General features: G+C 43.9%; 16 protein-coding genes. 6 read left to right on the forward strand and 10 right to left on the reverse strand.

The window, feature by feature from the left end; all coding sequences use genetic code 11:
• Positions 1 to 82 precede the first annotated feature (82 nt).
• The 4 genes from csrD to L5M49_RS10100 all read right to left on the reverse strand — a co-directional run bounded on the left by csrD (position 83) and on the right by L5M49_RS10100 (position 5,387).
• Complete coding sequence (gene csrD / locus L5M49_RS10085; RefSeq protein ID WP_263265973.1) at positions 83 to 2,026, reverse strand: RNase E specificity factor CsrD; 1,944 nt, start codon at positions 2,024 to 2,026, stop codon at positions 83 to 85.
• 186 nt (positions 2,027 to 2,212) lie between these two features.
• Complete coding sequence (locus L5M49_RS10090) at positions 2,213 to 3,457, reverse strand: malic enzyme-like NAD(P)-binding protein (protein WP_263265974.1); 1,245 nt, start codon at positions 3,455 to 3,457, stop codon at positions 2,213 to 2,215.
• A gap of 522 nt (positions 3,458 to 3,979) precedes the next feature.
• Positions 3,980 to 4,192, reverse strand: a complete 213-nt coding sequence (gene rpmE, locus L5M49_RS10095) for a 50S ribosomal protein L31 (protein ID WP_063883331.1) — start codon at positions 4,190 to 4,192, stop codon at positions 3,980 to 3,982.
• Between the two features lie 181 nt (positions 4,193 to 4,373).
• Complete coding sequence (locus L5M49_RS10100) at positions 4,374 to 5,387, reverse strand: FimV/HubP family polar landmark protein (protein ID WP_263265975.1); 1,014 nt, start codon at positions 5,385 to 5,387, stop codon at positions 4,374 to 4,376.
• Positions 5,388 to 5,489: 102 nt separating this feature from the next.
• Between L5M49_RS10100 and priA the strand changes: the two genes are divergently transcribed.
• The 4 genes from priA to L5M49_RS10120 all read left to right on the forward strand — a co-directional run bounded on the left by priA (position 5,490) and on the right by L5M49_RS10120 (position 10,825).
• Complete coding sequence (gene priA, locus L5M49_RS10105) at positions 5,490 to 7,685, forward strand: primosomal protein N' (protein WP_113940093.1); 2,196 nt, start codon at positions 5,490 to 5,492, stop codon at positions 7,683 to 7,685.
• A gap of 134 nt (positions 7,686 to 7,819) precedes the next feature.
• Positions 7,820 to 9,565, forward strand: a complete 1,746-nt coding sequence (gene argS, locus L5M49_RS10110) for an arginine--tRNA ligase (protein WP_105251263.1) — start codon at positions 7,820 to 7,822, stop codon at positions 9,563 to 9,565.
• Positions 9,566 to 9,568: 3 nt separating this feature from the next.
• Positions 9,569 to 10,285, forward strand: a complete 717-nt coding sequence (locus tag L5M49_RS10115) for an SPOR domain-containing protein (protein ID WP_263265976.1) — start codon at positions 9,569 to 9,571, stop codon at positions 10,283 to 10,285.
• Positions 10,286 to 10,600: 315 nt separating this feature from the next.
• Complete coding sequence (locus L5M49_RS10120) at positions 10,601 to 10,825, forward strand: hypothetical protein (protein WP_006083282.1); 225 nt, start codon at positions 10,601 to 10,603, stop codon at positions 10,823 to 10,825.
• A 191-nt stretch (positions 10,826 to 11,016) separates the two neighbouring features.
• Here the strand turns inward: L5M49_RS10120 and L5M49_RS10125 are convergent, their stop codons facing one another.
• Genes L5M49_RS10125 through L5M49_RS10135 form a run of 3 tightly spaced genes read right to left on the reverse strand, consistent with a single transcriptional unit; the run spans position 11,017 to position 13,373 of the window.
• Entirely contained in the window at positions 11,017 to 11,955 is a 939-nt protein-coding gene (locus L5M49_RS10125) for an SPFH domain-containing protein (protein ID WP_181800857.1), read from the reverse strand.
• On the reverse strand, positions 11,955 to 12,890 hold the full coding sequence (locus L5M49_RS10130) for an SPFH domain-containing protein (protein WP_105251260.1): 936 nt from the start codon (positions 12,888 to 12,890) through the stop codon (positions 11,955 to 11,957). The genes L5M49_RS10125 and L5M49_RS10130 overlap by 1 nt, the downstream gene beginning before the upstream one ends.
• A 12-nt stretch (positions 12,891 to 12,902) precedes the next feature.
• Entirely contained in the window at positions 12,903 to 13,373 is a 471-nt protein-coding gene (locus tag L5M49_RS10135) for an NfeD family protein (protein WP_113940097.1), read from the reverse strand.
• 475 nt (positions 13,374 to 13,848) lie between these two features.
• Here L5M49_RS10135 and L5M49_RS10140 point away from each other — a divergent pair, with 475 nt between their 5' ends.
• Positions 13,849 to 14,601 (forward strand): outer membrane protein OmpK, encoded by a 753-nt coding sequence (locus L5M49_RS10140; RefSeq protein WP_028759442.1) that lies wholly within the window; start codon positions 13,849 to 13,851, stop codon positions 14,599 to 14,601.
• A gap of 101 nt (positions 14,602 to 14,702) precedes the next feature.
• Here the strand turns inward: L5M49_RS10140 and udp are convergent, their stop codons facing one another.
• A complete protein-coding gene (gene udp / locus L5M49_RS10145) occupies positions 14,703 to 15,461 on the reverse strand; it encodes a uridine phosphorylase (protein WP_105251257.1) in 759 nt (252 codons plus the stop codon).
• A 413-nt stretch (positions 15,462 to 15,874) separates the two neighbouring features.
• On the opposite strand from udp, the gene L5M49_RS10150 reads away from it, so the two are divergent.
• A complete protein-coding gene (locus L5M49_RS10150) occupies positions 15,875 to 16,087 on the forward strand; it encodes a YdcH family protein (protein ID WP_006083288.1) in 213 nt (70 codons plus the stop codon).
• 65 nt (positions 16,088 to 16,152) lie between these two features.
• Here L5M49_RS10150 and L5M49_RS10155 read toward each other — a convergent pair whose 3' ends face one another.
• On the reverse strand, positions 16,153 to 17,328 hold the full coding sequence (locus L5M49_RS10155) for a type III PLP-dependent enzyme (RefSeq protein ID WP_105251256.1): 1,176 nt from the start codon (positions 17,326 to 17,328) through the stop codon (positions 16,153 to 16,155).
• A 377-nt stretch (positions 17,329 to 17,705) separates the two neighbouring features.
• Positions 17,706 to 18,185 carry a hypothetical protein gene (locus tag L5M49_RS10160; RefSeq protein WP_105251255.1) on the reverse strand — a complete coding sequence of 160 codons (480 nt, stop codon included), beginning with the start codon at positions 18,183 to 18,185 and terminating at the stop codon, positions 17,706 to 17,708.
• Between the last annotated feature and the right edge of the window lie 8 nt (positions 18,186 to 18,193).

The following is an 18,193-nucleotide window of genomic DNA, read 5'->3' on the forward strand; positions in this document are numbered from 1 at the left end:
TCGTATTTTATAGATAAATACGTGAATAATAGGATCTATTTGTCTCTAAGACGACATTAATCACCCAAACACTGAACTTCCCTTACTTAGCCTCTATGGGTTCACTGAAATACATTCCTTGCGCTGCGCCAACACCGAGGATTTGCAGTGTCTGCCACTCTTCAAAAACTTCTACCCCTTCGGCGCAGACTTGTACTTCCGTTCGATATAAACCGCCAATCAAACTGCGAATAAATAATTGGTTTTCTGGTCGTAAATGAATATGACGCACGATGGATCTGTGTAACTTAATTAAATCAAAATGGCATTCGCGAATGTAATAAGTACCGACAACCTGCTGACCCACATGATCGACACATAATCTCGCGCCCATTTTACGGATCATATCTAATTTAGGCTGCAACTTTTCTTGATGTTGAATAACGATATCTTCAGACACTTCGAAAATCAGTCGCGTGGTTAGATGGCGATATTCTAATAGCGTCGTTTTTAGCCATTGAGTGAAGGCTCGGCTCATTAGCGAATCCAAACTCAGATTAATACTGTATATCTGTGGCGCTGATTTCTTAACTGTTTGAGCATTCGATACGCCGTCTGCTAATTCATTCGACAATAATAACAATACCCGCTCAATAATTTGCCGTTCAACCTGTGGCATTAAGCCACATTTATTCGCCATTGGAATAAACAGTGTGGCACGGATTAACGCCCCCTGATTATCCCGAGCACGCGTAAATATCTCTTTATGGTGTTCATTACCATCTGAATCAATTATCGGCTGACTAAAGGGAAAAAAGCGCCGCTGCACTAACGCGTTTTCTAAAAAGCTTCGCCAACGCACTGAACCTTTAGCAAATTCTTCATCAATCGCGCCTTTGTCGTACATAAACCAATTACTATTACCCTGTAATTGTGCCGCCCTCAAAGCCATATCGGCTTCTTCAATTAACTGAGCCGCATTATCGCCTGCGGTAAAATAAGCGCATCCGAGGTGGAAAAAGTTATCGCGATTCTCAACATCAGGCAAAGGCTGGCTTAGACATATCTTGAGTAATTTGCTGGCAAATTGATCCGCTTCAATTAAGGAGATTTGCGGCACTACTATGGCAAATTGATTATGGGAGCGACGGGCAAAAATACTATTAGCTTGAGTTTGCAGCAATTGACTTATTGCATTAACAGTCGAGTTTAATAGCTCTTTCGTCACTGCTTCACCTTGGGATTGCTGCAATAAATCCAGATCATCCATTTCTAATAAATAAATCACCCCGTGGGCAAGCATAGCCTGATTATGAATAAGGGCGTCGAGACGATTATTCAAAAAGAGTCGGTTACCAATGCGCGTTTCCGCATCAAGAAAGGTATTAGAACGGATGAATTTGTCAAAACGCCCCCGCTCCTTTTGTGCGTCTTGTAACTCTTCTAACAACTTAGTCAAAGCACGGTTAATCAGTCTTGGTTTACCATTTCCGGGGGTAGCGAGTGCTTGCTCATGCTTACCTTGCAGAATCAATCGACTGCGTAAGGCTAATTCTTCAATGCCATCGAGCTGCTGTGAAAACCATAAATGACCAAAACGCACTAAGGCGGCCACGGCTAAGATACCGACCAACAAAATCAGAATTTCATACCAACTGAAAGTGTAATGTTCAAAGGGCTGAGTCAAGGTTAACTGCATACGCAAGCCAGATGTCGGCTCTAGCACATGGTCATACACCATCGCATTTTGCGTAGAAAGGTTGCCTTCATAGGCAAAGATCACTTCATCTTTCAAGGTCAACCGAAAATTAACGGCATTGTAAGCAAGCAGCATAGGCGGTAGCCAAGCTTCTAGCTCCCAATCAGGTTGGTGTTGGTACTGATCCACTAACATAGTTTCGAGTTCAGCGACTTTTTGCTGCTGAAATTTATAGGTCAGCTGCACGAAACTCATCATAGCGCTCAGCAAAAATACGAAGGCGATAGCGGCTAATGACATTAACCAAAAGCTGGTTAATTTTGTAGTTAACATTCGGGTGAATTTCATCTATCCGCTATCCTGCAGGATTATTATAATTATTTGTGCGATTTTAACAGAAGTTCAACAAAAGTTGTCCGTTGATTATTCAGTAGCATAACCTAAAAGGCAACTAAGACGCTGTGACTTTAATGCCCACTTAAAAACAAAAAAGAGGCTAATTAGCCTCTTTTTAATGTTTTTACCACTTTTAGCCTAGTCGGCGTATTTAGGTAAAGTGGTGATCGCAGCCACACCAGAGTCGATAGCCGCTTGTGCAACAGCACGGGCAACATTTGGCAATAAACGTGGGTCCATAGGTTTTGGCAGCACGTATTCTGGGCCAAAACTCAGCGACGTCACATTAGGGTAAGCCTTCAATACACTCGTAGGCACTGACTCTTTTGCCAGTGATGCAATTGCATGAACTGCCGCAATTTTCATCTCATCATTAATGCAAGACGCACGCACATCCAATGCACCACGGAAAATAAACGGGAAACACAATACGTTATTCACTTGGTTTGGATAGTCGCTACGACCCGTACCCATGATCAAATCACTACGTGTTGCATGAGCAAGTGCAGGTTTGATTTCAGGGTCTGGGTTAGAACACGCAAAAATCACTGGCTTATCGGCCATCAGCGCGACTTCTTCTGCACCAATGACGTCAGGACCTGATAGACCTAAAAATACGTCTGCACCTTTAATAACATCAAGAAGCGTGCGTTTTTCGGTATCATTCGCAAAGAGTGCTTTATATTCATTAAGATCTGTACGACCAGAATGAATAACACCCTTAGTATCTAGCATGTAAATGTTGGCGCGATTCGCACCGCATTTTACCAGCATAGTCATACAAGCGATGGCAGCAGCACCAGCGCCCATACACACAAAAGTCGCGTCGCTTATCAACTTGCCTTGAATTTCCAGCGCATTGATCATACCCGCCGCAGTCACGATTGCGGTGCCGTGTTGATCGTCATGGAATACTGGCACTTTACAACGAGCAATCAGTTCACGTTCGATAACAAAGCATTCGGGCGCTTTAATATCTTCAAGATTGATACCACCAAAAGTGTCAGCAATCGCAGCAACAGTATTAATAAATTCCTCAGGCGTATTATGCGTAATCTCAATATCTGTCGAATCGATATTCGCAAAATGCTTGAACAATAATGCTTTACCTTCCATTACAGGTTTAGAAGCCAAAGGGCCCAAATTCCCTAAACCTAAGATAGCCGTACCATTGGTAATCACGGCAACCGTATTACCTTTATTGGTATAACGATACGCATTGTCAGGATCTGCAGCGATTTCGCGTACTGGCTCAGCCACACCTGGGCTATAAGCTAGGGCGAGATCGTGACTCGTTTCGGCGGGTTTGGTAAGGCAAACTGCGGTTTTGCCTGGTATGGGAAATTCATGATAATCGAGTGCTTGTTGACGAATATCTGACATTTTAAAATCCTGAAATGCGACATTTATAATTTATGAGAGTAAGACCTACCAACACACATCTAGTCTCACCAAAGGGTGATGTTAATAGTCTGGCTGGTCGGGGTAAGATACGCCAATAAGGGGAATTTATAAATAAGAGATTCATAAATTTCACTTTAGCCGCCAAATAGACCCTCTAAGCTTAGTTTTATAAACTTATCTCCTATAATAAAGCTGCATTTCTTAATATGTTTTGTAGGAAACAAACATATATTTTGTAGTTACTGCGCTAGTTGTAGCGACTTGATCTCAAAAATGTTGGTTAAATTACAATATATGGCGACTAGCATATTTATCTTATAGTTAATTGCTATAAATAAGTCGAATTATACACTTGAGCTCTCAATACTGAATAAGTTGACGATTTATTGAGTGAAGTCGTACCAGCTAGATATGTAGAATAAACGGAATAAAGAAAATCGACGAATAACAAAAAGCAAAAAGGCGCCATAGGCGCCTTTTCTAGAAACATTGCAATCGCAATTATTTCTTTGCAAGCACTGCGAAGCGCTTGTTGAATTTGTCGATACGACCGCCGGTATCAACAACTTTTTGTGTACCAGTGTAGAATGGGTGACAAGCACCACATACGTCTAAATGCAGATCTTTACCAGCAGTAGAGTTTACTTTGATAACGTTACCACAAGTACAGTTTGCAGTGATGATAGCGTATGTTGGGTGGATACCTGGTTTCATTGGGGTTACCTCAAAAGTGTAAGGCCATGTCGCTCTTCCAACCCGTAGTCGGACACCACATGCATGTTAATAACAATATGTTTAGGGCGCAGAATGGTACAGCATACCTACAAGGGATACAAGTAGATTATCTGAGCGTTTGCCGGTTAATCTGTGTCTATTTTGACTTTAGTTAAGCGGCTTATTTTCCCGCTTCTTTAGCCTCAAATACCACCCGCGCCTCTTTAGCATCAGAATGCTGATCCAAAATCATTTTCGAAGGACAAGATAGCACCGCATTGCTCTTGAGTGCATTGATTCTATTCTTCGAGAAAGCCACAGGATTTGCCTCGTAAATCGCCAACATAGCGCCATATACACTCACATCCCAATCCTTGGCATATCGATTAGCGATACGCCACAACGTCTCGCCAGCAAGATACGTTAACTGGCAATGTGCGGGTGTCTGTGAGGCCGTTTCAGCAATATTCTGTTTCTGCTCATTATTTGCCGTTTTCACTATTTCTGGAACCACAGTTTCAGTTGCAGCATTTTCAACTGCCCCTTTTTCAACAGCAATCGTCTCAGAGGTTTTAGCGAAGGCGTTTATCTCAGTAGCCGACGTATTTTGTTTATTCGCGGCTTCAGGAAATTTAAAGCCAGTCACCACTTCTACCGTTGGTACTTTGGATTGGGTATTTACAGCAGTAACAACAGTAGCTGCGGGCGTTACCTCTACAAGTAGCTTTGATTCTGCCACCACTTTTACAGGCTTAATGCCCACTTTATCAGCACTTTTTGGGGCGCCCGCTGTGGTGGTATTTTTCGAATCCGAAACCGCTTTTGTCGTTAACGCGGCAGAGGCCGGTTTAGCCGCACCGAATAAATTGATACTTTTGACGTCATACCATCGGTCAAGGCGATACTCTCTCACTAAAAGTTTAGCGCTGCTATCCTTCACATCTTCAACGCCAGTGAGTAAAACTAAAAAGCGATTAATCTCCTCAACCATTAACCTTTCTTCGCCGCTAGCTTGCTGCACGACAAACTCTAAGCGCGACATATCTTGATTGTCTGCGATCACATTCACCCTGAGTTTAGGGTAAGCGCCTAATTCAAACATCCGGCTATTAATGCTCACATGGGAGACTTGTGCCATGCTAGGTGCGCTGCACACCAAAGCAAGTAGACCTAATGATTTCACTATATTAGCCATTTATTTACTCTCAACTATCCTTGGTAAACCATCATTAGGGCTAGCCCTAGCCAGCCGCGCTGAGTACACTAAACCACATTCTTGTCTAAGACTTGCCTGCATATGTCATTGTTTGTCGAAGTTGCGTTACCTGTGCCTATGCGGCAAACCTTTAGCTACCGCGTACCCGAATCCTATCCTAGTACACCGCAAATAGGTGTGCGCGTTAAAGTTCCCTTCGGTCGTCAACAATTGATCGGGTTAGTCACAGGTATCACTGAGTCTTGCAGCTTAGCCCCAAAGCAAATTAAGTCTGTGCTCGAGTTTATCGACGATAAACCTTTACTGCCTGAATCACTTTATAAATTAACTCTTTGGGCTGCGAGATACTATTTTTGCAGCCAAGGGCAGATGCTAACCCAAGCCTTACCTGTGGCCCTGCGTAAAGGGCTAGATGCCGCGCCACAAAAGATCCAATTCTGGCAATTAACTGAAATAGGCCAAAATATTGCGCCCGAAGCGGTTAAACGCGCACCCGCACAGAAAAAACTACTCGAGTTACTCAAAACCGCCAGCTTAACCCAAGAAGAGGTTATCAGCTTAGACATCAGTAAAGCGGCGCTTAAAGCCCTAGAAGATAAAGGCTGGGTGGCACGCCATGAAAAAATTGCCGAGCTTAACCTCGACTGGCGCACCACACTCGAAATGGACGAAACGCCACATAAACTCAATAAAGAACAAGCCGTCGCCGTTGCCACTTTAAATCTGCAACAAGGATATCACTGTACTTTATTAGAAGGCATTACCGGTTCGGGTAAAACGGAAGTCTATCTTGCTGTACTCGAAGAAATCCTCAAGCAAGGCAAACAAGCGTTAATTTTAGTGCCTGAAATCGGCTTAACACCCCAGACAATCAATCGCTTTAAGCGCCGCTTCAAAGTCAATGTTGCCATTTTGCATTCAGGGTTAACCGACAATCAGAGACTCGAAGCATGGCGCCAAGCCCGCTGTGGTCAGGCTGCAATCATTATCGGCACCCGCTCAGCCTTGTTCACACCTATGGCGTATCCCGGCATCATCATACTCGATGAAGAACACGACAGTAGCTTCAAGCAACAGGAAGGTGTTGGTTATCATGCCCGCGACTTGGCAGTCATGCGTGGCCATTTAGAAGCGATTCCGGTGATTTTGGGCACAGCGACGCCCTCACTCGAAAGTCTACAAAATGCCTTAAGCGGCCGTTACCATCATTTACAATTGGGTGAACGCGCAGGTGCGGCTAAAAAAGTGCGCCAAGGCATTATCGACATTAAAAATATGCCGCTGAAAGCCGGTATGTCAGTACCGCTACTGAACGAAATCCGCTTGCATTTAGACGCAGGCAACCAAGTCTTGTTGTTTCTCAATCGCCGCGGCTTCGCACCAGCCCTGCTTTGCCACGAGTGTGGGCACTTACACGAATGCGACCGCTGCGACGCGTTTTTCACAGTACATCAATCCCTTGGCGAAATTTGCTGTCACCATTGTGGCAATCAATACGCTATCCCCAAGCAATGTCACAAATGTGGCAGCACTATGTTGATGGGCCAAGGCATAGGCACAGAACAGCTCGCCGAAGCGCTGCAACAAGAGTTTCCTAAACATCCAGTAGTGCGCATCGACCGTGATACGACACGCCTTAAAGGTTCATTAGAAACCCACTTAAATGCGATTCATAAGGGGGAATATAAAATCCTCGTCGGCACGCAAATGCTAGCTAAGGGCCACCACTTCCCTGATGTGACGCTTGTTGGGCTACTTGATGTCGATGGTGCTTTATTTAGCGCCGACTTCCGCGCGCCCGAACGTTTTGGACAACTCTATACCCAAGTTGCAGGTCGCGCAGGGCGCGCCAGTAAACCCGGCACGGTATTATTGCAAACTCACCAGAGCGACAATCCCATTTTGCGGGATTTGCTGCACCGCGGTTATGGCGAGTTTGCTCGCAGCCAGCTCAAAGAACGTCAACAAGCACTGCTGCCGCCAGCATGGCACATGGTGTTGGTGCGCGCCGAAGCGCATTTAGCCAGTGATGCCGATAATTTTCTCAACGCCTTCGCCGCGCTCTTGCCCCAAGATAAAGAATTTGAGGTGATTGGCCCTATGCCCGCGCCCTTAGATAAAAAAGCTGGCAAGTTCCGTCGCCAACTCTTATTCCAAGCTAAAAACCGCAACCGTCTGCAGCAAGAGTTTGAACGTATTCATCCGCTTGTAGAACAACTTATCGAAGCTAAACGCTGCCGATGGAGCTTAGACAGAGATCCGCAGGATCTCCTCTGAGTCGAGTATTTGATAAGTATTTAAGCACCATTTGATAAAAAATCATCGGGAAGATAGCAATTGTTAACCACAAACGGCTAAAATATGCGGTTATTCCCTGTATTCACTCTTAAAGTTAGTGCCGATTAGAACCCATGAAATCACATATCCAATCATTACTTGAACAAACTCTAGAATCCTTTAAACAACAAGGTATTGTGCCTGCTGACTTTGAAGCACGCATTCAGGTAGATCGAACCAAGGATAAGAGTCATGGCGACTTGGCAACCAACTTAGCCATGATGCTAACCAAGGTCGCAGGCAAGAATCCACGCGAATTAGCCCAACTGATCATAGATACCTTACCGGCTTCGGCTTTTGTGGCTAAGGTTGAAATTGCAGGACCAGGCTTTATCAATTTTTTCATCAACGACAGCGCCTTAGCAGATCAACTGCAAAATGCCGTCAACGATGAGCATTTAGGCATTAAGTTACCGACACCACAAACCGTTGTTGTCGATTACTCTTCACCCAACCTCGCCAAAGAAATGCATGTAGGCCATCTGCGTTCAACCATCATTGGTGACAGTGTTGTGCGTGCGTTAGAATTTTTAGGCCACAAGGTTATCCGTCAAAACCATGTGGGCGACTGGGGCACACAATTTGGTATGTTGCTGGCCTATATGGAAGAGCTGCGTGCCAAAAATGGTGAAGAAGCTCAACTTGAACTGTCTGATTTAGAAAACTTTTATCGTGCCGCTAAACTGCGTTTCGACGAATCAGCAGAATTCGCCACCCGCGCTCGTCAGTTAGTGGTTGAACTGCAATCTGGCGACGAGTATTGCAACAAACTGTGGCGCGAATTTAACGATATTTCGTTAAGCCACTGCCATGAAGTCTACGCCCGTTTAGGTGTGAGCCTGACCCGCGCCGATGTACACGGTGAAAGTGCTTATAACGCCGATCTCGAGCAAGTGGTTAAAGATTTAGATGCCCAAGGTTTATTAACCGAAAGTAACGGCGCTAAAGTCGTATTCCAAGAAGCCTTCCGCAACAAAGAAGGTGAGCCATTGCCTGTTATCATCCAAAAAGCCGATGGCGGCTATTTGTATGCCACCTCAGATCTTGCGGCAATGCGCTACCGCTCGAACGTGTTAAAGGCCGATCGCGTCCTGTATTTTGTTGACCTACGTCAGGCACTGCATTTCCAACAAGTCTTTAGCCTAGCGAAACTGGCTAAGTTTGTCCGTGAAGATATGTCGTTAGAACACTTAGGTTTTGGCACTATGAACGGCGAAGATGGCCGTCCATTCAAAACCCGTAGCGGCGGTGTCGTTAAGTTAGTTGACCTGTTAGAAGAAGCCAATGTGCGCGCGCTAGAACTCGTTCGTAGCAAAAATCCTGATATGGATGAAGCCACGCTGACTGAAATCGCCCGTGTCGTTGGGATCAGCGCCGTTAAATATGCTGACTTGTCGAAAAACCGAACCAGCGATTACATTTTCAGCTTTGAACAAATGCTCAGCTTCGAAGGCAATACCGCACCTTACCTGCTGTACGCTTACACCCGTGTTGCGGGCATATTCAAGCGAGTAACCGATCTGGATCTCAGCCAAGCGAAAATCGTGCTTGAGCATGAAAAAGAGAAAGATCTCGGTAATAAGTTGGCGCAGTTCGGTGAGATCCTCAATCGTGTTGTCGATAAAGGTCAGCCGCACGTACTGTGTGCTTATTTATATGAATTAGCGGGTGCTTTCTCTAGCTTTTACGAAGCTTGTCCAGTGCTTGCCGCCGATAATGACGCGCAAAAGAACAGCCGTTTATTACTCGCGCAACTGACGGCTCGTACGTTACAAAAAGGCCTAAATCTACTCGGTATTGAAACCTTAGAGCGGATGTAAGCCATGAGTAATCGCGATTATGCCAATAGAAGGCCGCAGTCGGGCGCTAAACCGCGCCCAATCCGCGCGACTCGCCCAACTCGAGCAAAGCCTTCACAATCTAAATCGGCGCCGCGTAAGAAGCTGCCGCTGACCTTGATAGGCTTTGTCATACTCGCTGTGGGTTGTTTCGTCTATTTCCTGTCAAGCATTAAAGATAATGCTAAGCAAGAAGTGAAGCAGATACCCGCTCCAGCCAAGAAAACGGAAGTACAAGTTAAGCCTCAAGAGACAGCAGTGCTTACTCCTAAGGTCAAAGAACCTGAACGCCAAGCGGTCGTTATCCCAGTAGAGACAACTGAAACTGCTGAGCTTATTGTTCCGCCAAAGAAAGATCCAAATGCTCTGCCACCACAACCAAAGGAAGAATGGACCTATCTCAACGAGCTTGAAAATAAGCATGTTGAGGTCGATATTCCCGATATTGTTGCGAGCAGAACACCGATGCAATATCAGTTGCAGTGTGCTTCTTTCCGCCAAGAATCACAGGCGAACGAGATGAAAGCTGTCATCGCTTTCCAAGGTTTAGAGGCGCAAGTGAGACAAGTCGAAGGTACGACTGGCGTATGGTACAAGGTTGCTTTAGGCCCCTTCGAGCGTAAACGTGATGCAGAGCGTAAACGTCATACACTGCAAAAAGCGGGGATTAATGGTTGCCAGATTCTAGCGATTCCTAAATAAGGCTTTAGCCTACTCCTGATAGACTATTAAGAATAAATAGCGGCCAGCGTTTTATCGCTCGTCGCTATTTTTTTATCCGTATCACATGACTCACTTATTGATTCTGCCTACCCATAAAAACTCAGTTTTAAACAACAACTCATTTCAAATTTGCTGATCTACTAAATTTATAACCCATTATTTACAAACAACAAAATCCTTTATTAAGAAAGATTAATATGCAGTTTAATTGACCTAGATCAAACTTAGGCGTATCTCTTAATTAACAGCAAGACCGCTGTATCTGTGTCAAATCCAACCTCAGGGTGAAGTATTATGAATGCATTAATCGAGATAGAAGCCACCGAATTCAGCCAACTGTTCAAGAGTGGCGACATGCTGGGAATTAGGATGTTTATGGAACATGTGCGCATGCCACTGGATGTTCAAGACAAGATTTATGACGAAATTTCTGCGCTTCAGCAATTAGAACAAAACCAAATTGCCAAGCTCATTGAAACCCACGCCCATTCCCAAATTCATGAACGCCTAGCTTATTAGCCTTCCATTCAATGAAAAATTTAACTATGCCCAACTGCAGCTTCTGGCGGTTCATTCAACAGAAGCTGTATGATCTCCCCGCAATTCGCAACACAAACCGTCATATCATCCAATTAGAGCCAAAAAATAAGGCCAAACACCTGAGTATTTGACCTTAAAAATCTAGCTAGTTTCAAATTTTAACCACAGCCTTAGCTCGGTTTTTCTTCCGTTAAGCCTATGCTATTCATCCAGTAATCGAAATCCACCATATTACCCGGCAATACGACTCGACTATTCTTCTGGCTTAAGCCATCGAGCTGTTTAAAGTATTGCTCACCGAGTTGCATCCGCAGGGCATTGTGACCACCCGGTGCGGCAATAACAGAGGCGAGACGTTCAATCGATTCTGCCGTCGCACGGGAAATGGTTAAAATTTCCTCAGCCTTACCTTCGGCTTCGTTAATCCGGCGCTGCATCTCACCTTCAGAACGGTTTACCGTTTCAGCTTTAACCCCTTCAGAACGGTTAATTTTACTCTGTTTGTCACCTTCACTCTTAGCCAATAATGCACGGCGCTCACGCTCGGCATTTACTTGCATTTCCATGGCATTTTTAACGGTTTCAGGTGGTGTAATATTTTTAATTTCATAACGATGCACGCGTATTCCCCACATGGCACCCGCTTGATCTAAGACTTGCACTACCTTGGCTGAAATCACATCACGCTCTTCAAACGTACGATCAAGATCAAGTGTCCCGATGACAGAGCGCGTCGTCGTTTGCGCCAACTGAATTGCTGCATAACGATAATCAGTAATACCATAGCTGGCCTTCACTGGGTCAGTCACAGAGATATAAATCACCCCATCCACTTCAACGTTTACTTCGTCGCTCGAGAAACATTCCTGCGGTGGTACGTCAATGGTTTCTTCTTTCAAATCATGAATAAAAGCCACTTTATCCACAAAGGGGATCAAGGTATGGAACCCTGCATCTAACGTACTGTGATACTTACCTAAACGCTCAACAATAAAAGCCGATTTAGTGGGTACTAGGCGGATCGATTGAAATAGTTTAATCACAAAAATGGCAAATATCAGGCCCCAAATCGCCATCACAATCAAATCTGTATCTACTGGAATATTCATTATCGCGCTCCTTTGCCAAGATTATTCTGGCCACTCATAGTCTGAGTGACTTGCTCCATGCCTTCGAAGAAACCTTCAAGTTTTGCCATTTCAGCGGGAACAACAGAGACTTGTGCATCATTGAGGATCTTGCCAACTTGAGCAATAAACTGTTCTTTTAATAGCATATTCATCGCATCTGTACCGCCATTGACGGCTAATGCTTGCGAGATCATTGCCATACCTTCGGATTTTGCTTTGGCTATGATAGCGATCTCCTGACCTGTACCTTTAGCTTCATTAATCCGTTTCTGTTTTTGACCTTCTGACAGGTTAATGGCCTCTTGGCGCTCACCTTCAGACATATTGATCATCGCGGCTTTTTCGGCATTCGCTAAGGTAATTTCGGCACGTTTACGACGCTCAGCTTCCATCTGCTTCTCAAGAGTGTGGATCACATGGCGTGAAGGCGTGATATTACGAATTTCATAGCGCAATACCTTGATTCCCCATGGCTCGGAAGCCTTATCTATTTCCCGCACGATTGATTCATTTAAGCTATCACGCTCAGAGAAAGTCTCACTCAAACTCAGCTTACCGATTTCAGATCGCATAGTGGTCTGGGCTAAATTCACCGCTGCTTTACGGTAGTTTTCAATACCATAACTCGCCAATTTGCCATCCATCACTTTTAGGTAGACCAAGCCGTCCACTTCAAGTTGAGTGTTATCTTTGGAGATACAACTCTGTGGCGGCACATCTAATACTTGCTCACGGGTATCGTGACGGTAGGAGACGCGATCGAAAAAAGGGATCAAAAAATGAAATCCAGGGCTTAATACTGCGCGGAATTTGCCAAGACGCTCAATGACATGCACTTCACGCATCGGCACAATTAACATCAACTTATAAAGAATAAAAAAGATAAATAAAATGACTAAGGTAAATACAAACATAGATTCCATCCTTTAGTTTTTGGAAGCTTCTATTGAAATAGGCTCAACGACTAGAGCGATATTTTCACGACAAATAATTCTGACTTCGGTACCCGCCTCGATAATGCTGCCATCGCCAAGCGCTGGCCATTCACTACCTTGAAACTCCACCCGCCCAGGTGTTTGCCCAGGACCTATGGTCTGCTTTACGCGAACAATTTGATTGTATAGTTCGATTGCTTCATCCGTGTTATCCACATGGGAATCACCACCAACGAGCCTCTGAGTGACTTGTCTGAAAGCCAATAACAACACAATGGCAGAGATAAACCACAGGGTCATGCTCTGCACGACACCTTCGACCAGTCCTATGCCTAACGCACCTGCCACGACTAAACAAGCCGCACCCAGCAACACTATTATGCCACCTGGAACCACTATTTCGGCGAGCATTAACACTAAACCAATCACTGCCCACACTAAAATCGGATTTGAAAACTCCATATTTCCCCCTGAAATGAGAGTGTCCTTTACTGCACTATAACAGCAGAGTTTCGGATAATCGACATAATATGTCAAAATTTACCCTATCAAAACGCACACTCAATCACCTATGACTTAATCCTCATTCTCCCATATCCGCCCACGAAAGCCGTTAGGTTGTTTTAAAATTAAGCATAATCAATTCAAAAAGATAGCACCCCCCCAATCCACAAGCGGCGCAATAACAATAAAAAACATTAAAAATCAATTATCTAAAAATAAAATTCCTCACTAATGATTATGTGATTTTGACAACAACATTCGATAAAAACTTTGAATAAATGTAAATTTTTGCATATATTGCCCCCACTTTTGAGCAAGTCCTTTGACGTACACTCGCGCTAGGTTTGAACTTACCCATCAAACCATGCCATAGGTCAGAGAGCGGATTGAGTAAGACACGAATTAACTTCGACCTATACAACAGGAAATAACAATGAAAAAAACATGCCTATGCCTAGCACTAATGCTTTCTCCTCAAGCATTTGCGGGTGACTTAGTACAGTGGTGGGATTTCAGTGCAACAGCCCTCTATGGCGAAGACTACGATTTAGCGCCATCAGATAAACAAGCCACTATTACCTTAGAAACGGCTGGCGGCTGGAAATACGGTGATTGGTTTGCCTTCCAAGATTTTATCTATTTCAAAGGTAACGATACAGGCATGGAAAGCACTACCTATGGTGAAATTTCGCCACGTTTTAGTGCCAGTAAAATTCTTGGCGAAAAAATAGCCTTTGGCCCAATAACAGACTTGTCTTTAGCGTTAACCTATGAAGAAGGTGAAGGCCCAGTCCACAGCTTACTTTACGGTTTAGGGGTTGACGTAGCAGTACCATACTTTACTTATCTTAACTTTAATACCTATCGCCGCGATGGTATGAGCACTGGTAACAATAGTGACGGCTGGCAGTTCACTCCTGTATTTCGTATCGATATCCCTGTTGGATCTGCCAACATAGTACTCGATGGCTTTATCGACTGGGTATTTGCCACCGACGATAACGGCTACGAGGAAAACTTCCATTTCAACCCACAGCTAAAATACGATCTCGGTAAGAGCCTGTTCGGTGATCATCAAGCCAATAAATTATTGGTGGGTATCGAATACGATCTGTGGACCAATAAATACGGTGTGAAAGGCGTCGATCAAGACACTTACTCTGTGATTGCTCAATACCATTTCTAATCGGTATCGGCATAGTTTTAAAGCAACAAAAAAGGTGCCATTGGCACCTTTCTATTCTGAGCACTCACTTTGCAGGGGAGTGTTGCTTAGCTTACTAAAAATTAAGCTAACAATTTTTTCGCTGCTGCAACCACGATAGAAACCGCACTCACTTCAGTTTTCTTCATTGTGGCTTCATTAGGAATTTCTTGTTGGGTGCGGTTTACAATCACACCAGCAACGCAGGCTGCACGCCAACCTTGAGTAGCACACATAGTGAACAAAGTGGAAGACTCCATCTCATAGTTCAGTACGCCCATATCTTGCCATTCTTTCATTGAACCCGCGAAACGACGCGTTACACGGCCTGTGACAGTGTCATAACGCTCTTGGCCTGGGTAGAAAGTATCAGAAGAAGCTGTTACGCCAATGTGTGGCTCAACGCCAGCATCGCGACACGCCGCAACCATAGCAGTGGTACATTCAAAGTTTGCAACCGCTGGATATTCCATAGGTGCAAAATGTAAGCTTGCGCCATCTAAACGCACTGAAGCTTGAGTCACAATTACATCACCCACATTAACATGAGGTTGGATTGCGCCTGTAGTCCCTACACGCAGGAAGGTATTCACACCTAATTGTGCAAGTTCTTCTACTGCGATAGAAGTCGATGGACCACCGATACCGGTTGAACACACTACTACTGGCTTGCCATCGGCATACGCTAAATAGCTTGTATACTCGCGGTGGCTAGCAAGAAACGTCGCATTGTCCATTAGTTCGGCAATACGTTTTACACGCTCTGGATCACCAGGAACGATTGCTAAGGTTGCACCATCGAGCATCGCTTTGGTCAAACCTAAATGAAATACATCAGCCATTGTGAAAACCCCTTTCATTTTTGATAATTAAATTCTTATAAAATCGACTTTAACCTAGTATCGAAGCGGTGAAGGTTAACTTGATCACAGAATTATCGGCAAGAAGTAATTGTTTAGTCGTAATGAAATTACCAACTACACCAGCATCTGCTCACAAGATAGCAAATTTGCCCATATTTCGAATGTCAGTCTGATTTATACCAAACAAAGTGTGAACTAGATCCTGAACTCATGCCAGAGTCTGTGGCAACAAATGCCTAAAGTACTGATTTAAAATAGATTAAAATAAATCATCCATTAGTATTAATCTAAGTGACCGCTAAAGGTGATCTAAGTCACGTTTAACGACTTAGTATAAGGTTAGGGTTAAGGCGTAACCTGAAGTGTAGTAAATGACGACAAGGAGAATGCCGATGTTTCCAGAGTACAGAGAATTAATTTCCACCCTGAAAACCCAAGATGCTCATTTTCAACGTAAGTTTAATGAGCATAATCAGTTAGACGAGGAAATCAAACAACTGGAAAAACGTGTCGCCAGTGATTTCAACCCCACTGTGAAAGAACTCAAAAGCAGAAAGTTACACTTAAAAGAGGAAATTTATCAGATCCTCAAATCCCACGAGTAATTCTACTATTACTCTAAAGACAAATAAGGGCGCCTAAGCGCCCTTATTAATGTCATCACAATCGCTTACAGATAGTAATCCTTCAGCGGTGGGAAACCGTTAAAGCATACTGCTGAATACGTCGTCGTATAAGCCCCTGCGGTCAACCAATACATACGATCGCCAATGGCTAAGTCATTTGGTAAGCCATAGCTATAGTGCTCATACATGATATCTGCACTGTCACAGGTTGGGCCGGCAATCACGCATTTATCCAGCTCGCCTTGACGCTCAGTATAAATCGGGAACTTAATCGCCTCGTCCATCGTTTCAATCAAGCCAGAGAATTTACCCACATCGGTAAACACCCAACGCTCTAACGCTGTGTAAGATTTTTTGCTGATCAGTACCACTTCAGACACTAAAATCCCCGCGTTAGAGATCAACGAACGACCTGGTTCCAAAATAATTTGTGGTAAATCATCACCAAAATCTTCCTTCAGGAAGTGAGTGATTTGCTCGGCATACACACCCAATTGATTGGTTTTATCAATATAGTTAGCAGGGAAACCGCCACCCATATTGATCATCTTCAAGGTGATATTGTGCTCATCACGTAGACGGTCAAAAATGCTTTTCACTTTACCAATAGCGGAATCCCAAGCACCTATGTCACGTTGCTGAGAACCCACATGGAAAGAAATACCAAAAGGCTCTAAGCCTAATTCCTGTGCCAATACTAATAGCTCATAGGCCATTTCGTTTTGGCAGCCGAATTTACGGGATAACGGCCAATCAGCGGTATCTGTACCTTCGGTCAGAATGCGCACATAAATACGTGAACCCGGTGCTTCTTCAGCGATCATTCGCAAATCAGCTTCTGAGTCAGATGCATACATACGCACGCCACGCTCATAAAATGCACGCACATCTTGGCGCTTTTTAATGGTATTACCATAGCTGACTCGATCGGTTGTCACACCGACATTCATGACCATATCTAGCTCATAAATCGAGGCAATATCAAAGTTTGACCCTTTATCTTTTAGTAAAGATAAGATCTCGGCCGCGGGGTTTGCCTTAACTGCATAATAAACGTTGGCGTAAGGAAAACTATTAACCATGTCATCGTATTGTTTCGCTATGATACTGGTATCGATCACTACGAACGGGGTTGCTTTGTCTTTGGCAAACGCTTCAATACGCTTGAATGTGTCCATATCATAATAGTCAGCAACATCAATAGATTGAAATTGGCTCATTGGGCCAGAGTCTCCTTTGGGTCAGATAGATAACAGTAAGTGTGATGTATTAAAAACGTGCGCAGTAAACGATATTTTTTCGCTTTACGCAACGAATTTTTATGCTGAATTAATAACTTTTTATTCCACAACTCTTTAAGGAACTGAACCATCAAAAAAAGGCGCTATAAAACAAATAATTATGCACACAAACCCTAAGGTAAATTTGTGTTCATTATCAGAATAAAAAGTGAATTTTTTACGACGTTATCGGAAGGGAGATGGATAGACTGGCTGGAGCCAAAATATCCATCTAAAAACAGTTATCTTGAAGTAACAATCACACAGCGAAAAGAAGACTAATGGATGCCTTAAAATACGTCCGTTAAATCGAGTTGTTACTGCGGCTGATTGAGTTTTGCGAGGGCTTGGTTCAAGGCTTCACTGGAATCAAAATAGGCAATGTCCAAAATGTTACGCTGCTTGAGTAATATCATAGTGGCCATATCTTTGTTATCAGGTAATAAACGACTGATCTCACCATCCCTATCTAACCCAATCGCAAAAGGTAAATCTTGCATCTGTGGCACAGCCACAAATTTAGCGATCAAAGAAGGCATACCACTGATATCGGCAACATAAACTAAACCCGTTGGCATTTGAGTCGCGCTCAAGGGCGTAAGTGCATCCTTAATCACATCACCGCCTTTCATGCTGCGACTAAAGAGCAGCACTTGAGTCTCATCAGTCACATTAATGGTTTTATCATTTTGGTCGAGAAGTGAAATGGGATTAATCGCATCTCCGGCAACATAACTCGCAGCATACGCCCAGATTGGGGTTAACAGACAAGACAAACATAACAACAGCGTTTTCATAAACACTC

Origin of the sequence: Shewanella sp. SM74 (assembly GCF_025653725.1) — a bacterium.
Taxonomy (GTDB): Bacteria; Pseudomonadota; Gammaproteobacteria; order Enterobacterales; family Shewanellaceae; genus Shewanella; species Shewanella oncorhynchi.

What these genes read in the sequence shown, in the direction of transcription:
- L5M49_RS10140 (WP_028759442.1), top strand. Translation starts at nt 13,849, where the DNA reads ATGAAAAAAACATGCCTATGCCTAGCACTAATGCTTTCTCCTCAAGCA.
- csrD (WP_263265973.1), bottom strand. Translation starts at nt 2,026, where the DNA reads ATGAAATTCACCCGAATGTTAACTACAAAATTAACCAGCTTTTGGTTA.
- L5M49_RS10100 (WP_263265975.1), bottom strand. Translation starts at nt 5,387, where the DNA reads ATGGCTAATATAGTGAAATCATTAGGTCTACTTGCTTTGGTGTGCAGC.
- L5M49_RS10155 (WP_105251256.1), bottom strand. Translation starts at nt 17,328, where the DNA reads ATGAGCCAATTTCAATCTATTGATGTTGCTGACTATTATGATATGGAC.
- L5M49_RS10115 (WP_263265976.1), top strand. Translation starts at nt 9,569, where the DNA reads ATGAGTAATCGCGATTATGCCAATAGAAGGCCGCAGTCGGGCGCTAAA.
- L5M49_RS10120 (WP_006083282.1), top strand. Translation starts at nt 10,601, where the DNA reads ATGAATGCATTAATCGAGATAGAAGCCACCGAATTCAGCCAACTGTTC.
- L5M49_RS10150 (WP_006083288.1), top strand. Translation starts at nt 15,875, where the DNA reads ATGTTTCCAGAGTACAGAGAATTAATTTCCACCCTGAAAACCCAAGAT.
- L5M49_RS10135 (WP_113940097.1), bottom strand. Translation starts at nt 13,373, where the DNA reads ATGGAGTTTTCAAATCCGATTTTAGTGTGGGCAGTGATTGGTTTAGTG.
- L5M49_RS10160 (WP_105251255.1), bottom strand. Translation starts at nt 18,185, where the DNA reads ATGAAAACGCTGTTGTTATGTTTGTCTTGTCTGTTAACCCCAATCTGG.
- rpmE (WP_063883331.1), bottom strand. Translation starts at nt 4,192, where the DNA reads ATGAAACCAGGTATCCACCCAACATACGCTATCATCACTGCAAACTGT.
- L5M49_RS10125 (WP_181800857.1), bottom strand. Translation starts at nt 11,955, where the DNA reads ATGAATATTCCAGTAGATACAGATTTGATTGTGATGGCGATTTGGGGC.
- L5M49_RS10130 (WP_105251260.1), bottom strand. Translation starts at nt 12,890, where the DNA reads ATGTTTGTATTTACCTTAGTCATTTTATTTATCTTTTTTATTCTTTAT.
- L5M49_RS10090 (WP_263265974.1), bottom strand. Translation starts at nt 3,457, where the DNA reads ATGTCAGATATTCGTCAACAAGCACTCGATTATCATGAATTTCCCATA.
- priA (WP_113940093.1), top strand. Translation starts at nt 5,490, where the DNA reads ATGTCATTGTTTGTCGAAGTTGCGTTACCTGTGCCTATGCGGCAAACC.
- udp (WP_105251257.1), bottom strand. Translation starts at nt 15,461, where the DNA reads ATGGCTGATGTATTTCATTTAGGTTTGACCAAAGCGATGCTCGATGGT.
- argS (WP_105251263.1), top strand. Translation starts at nt 7,820, where the DNA reads ATGAAATCACATATCCAATCATTACTTGAACAAACTCTAGAATCCTTT.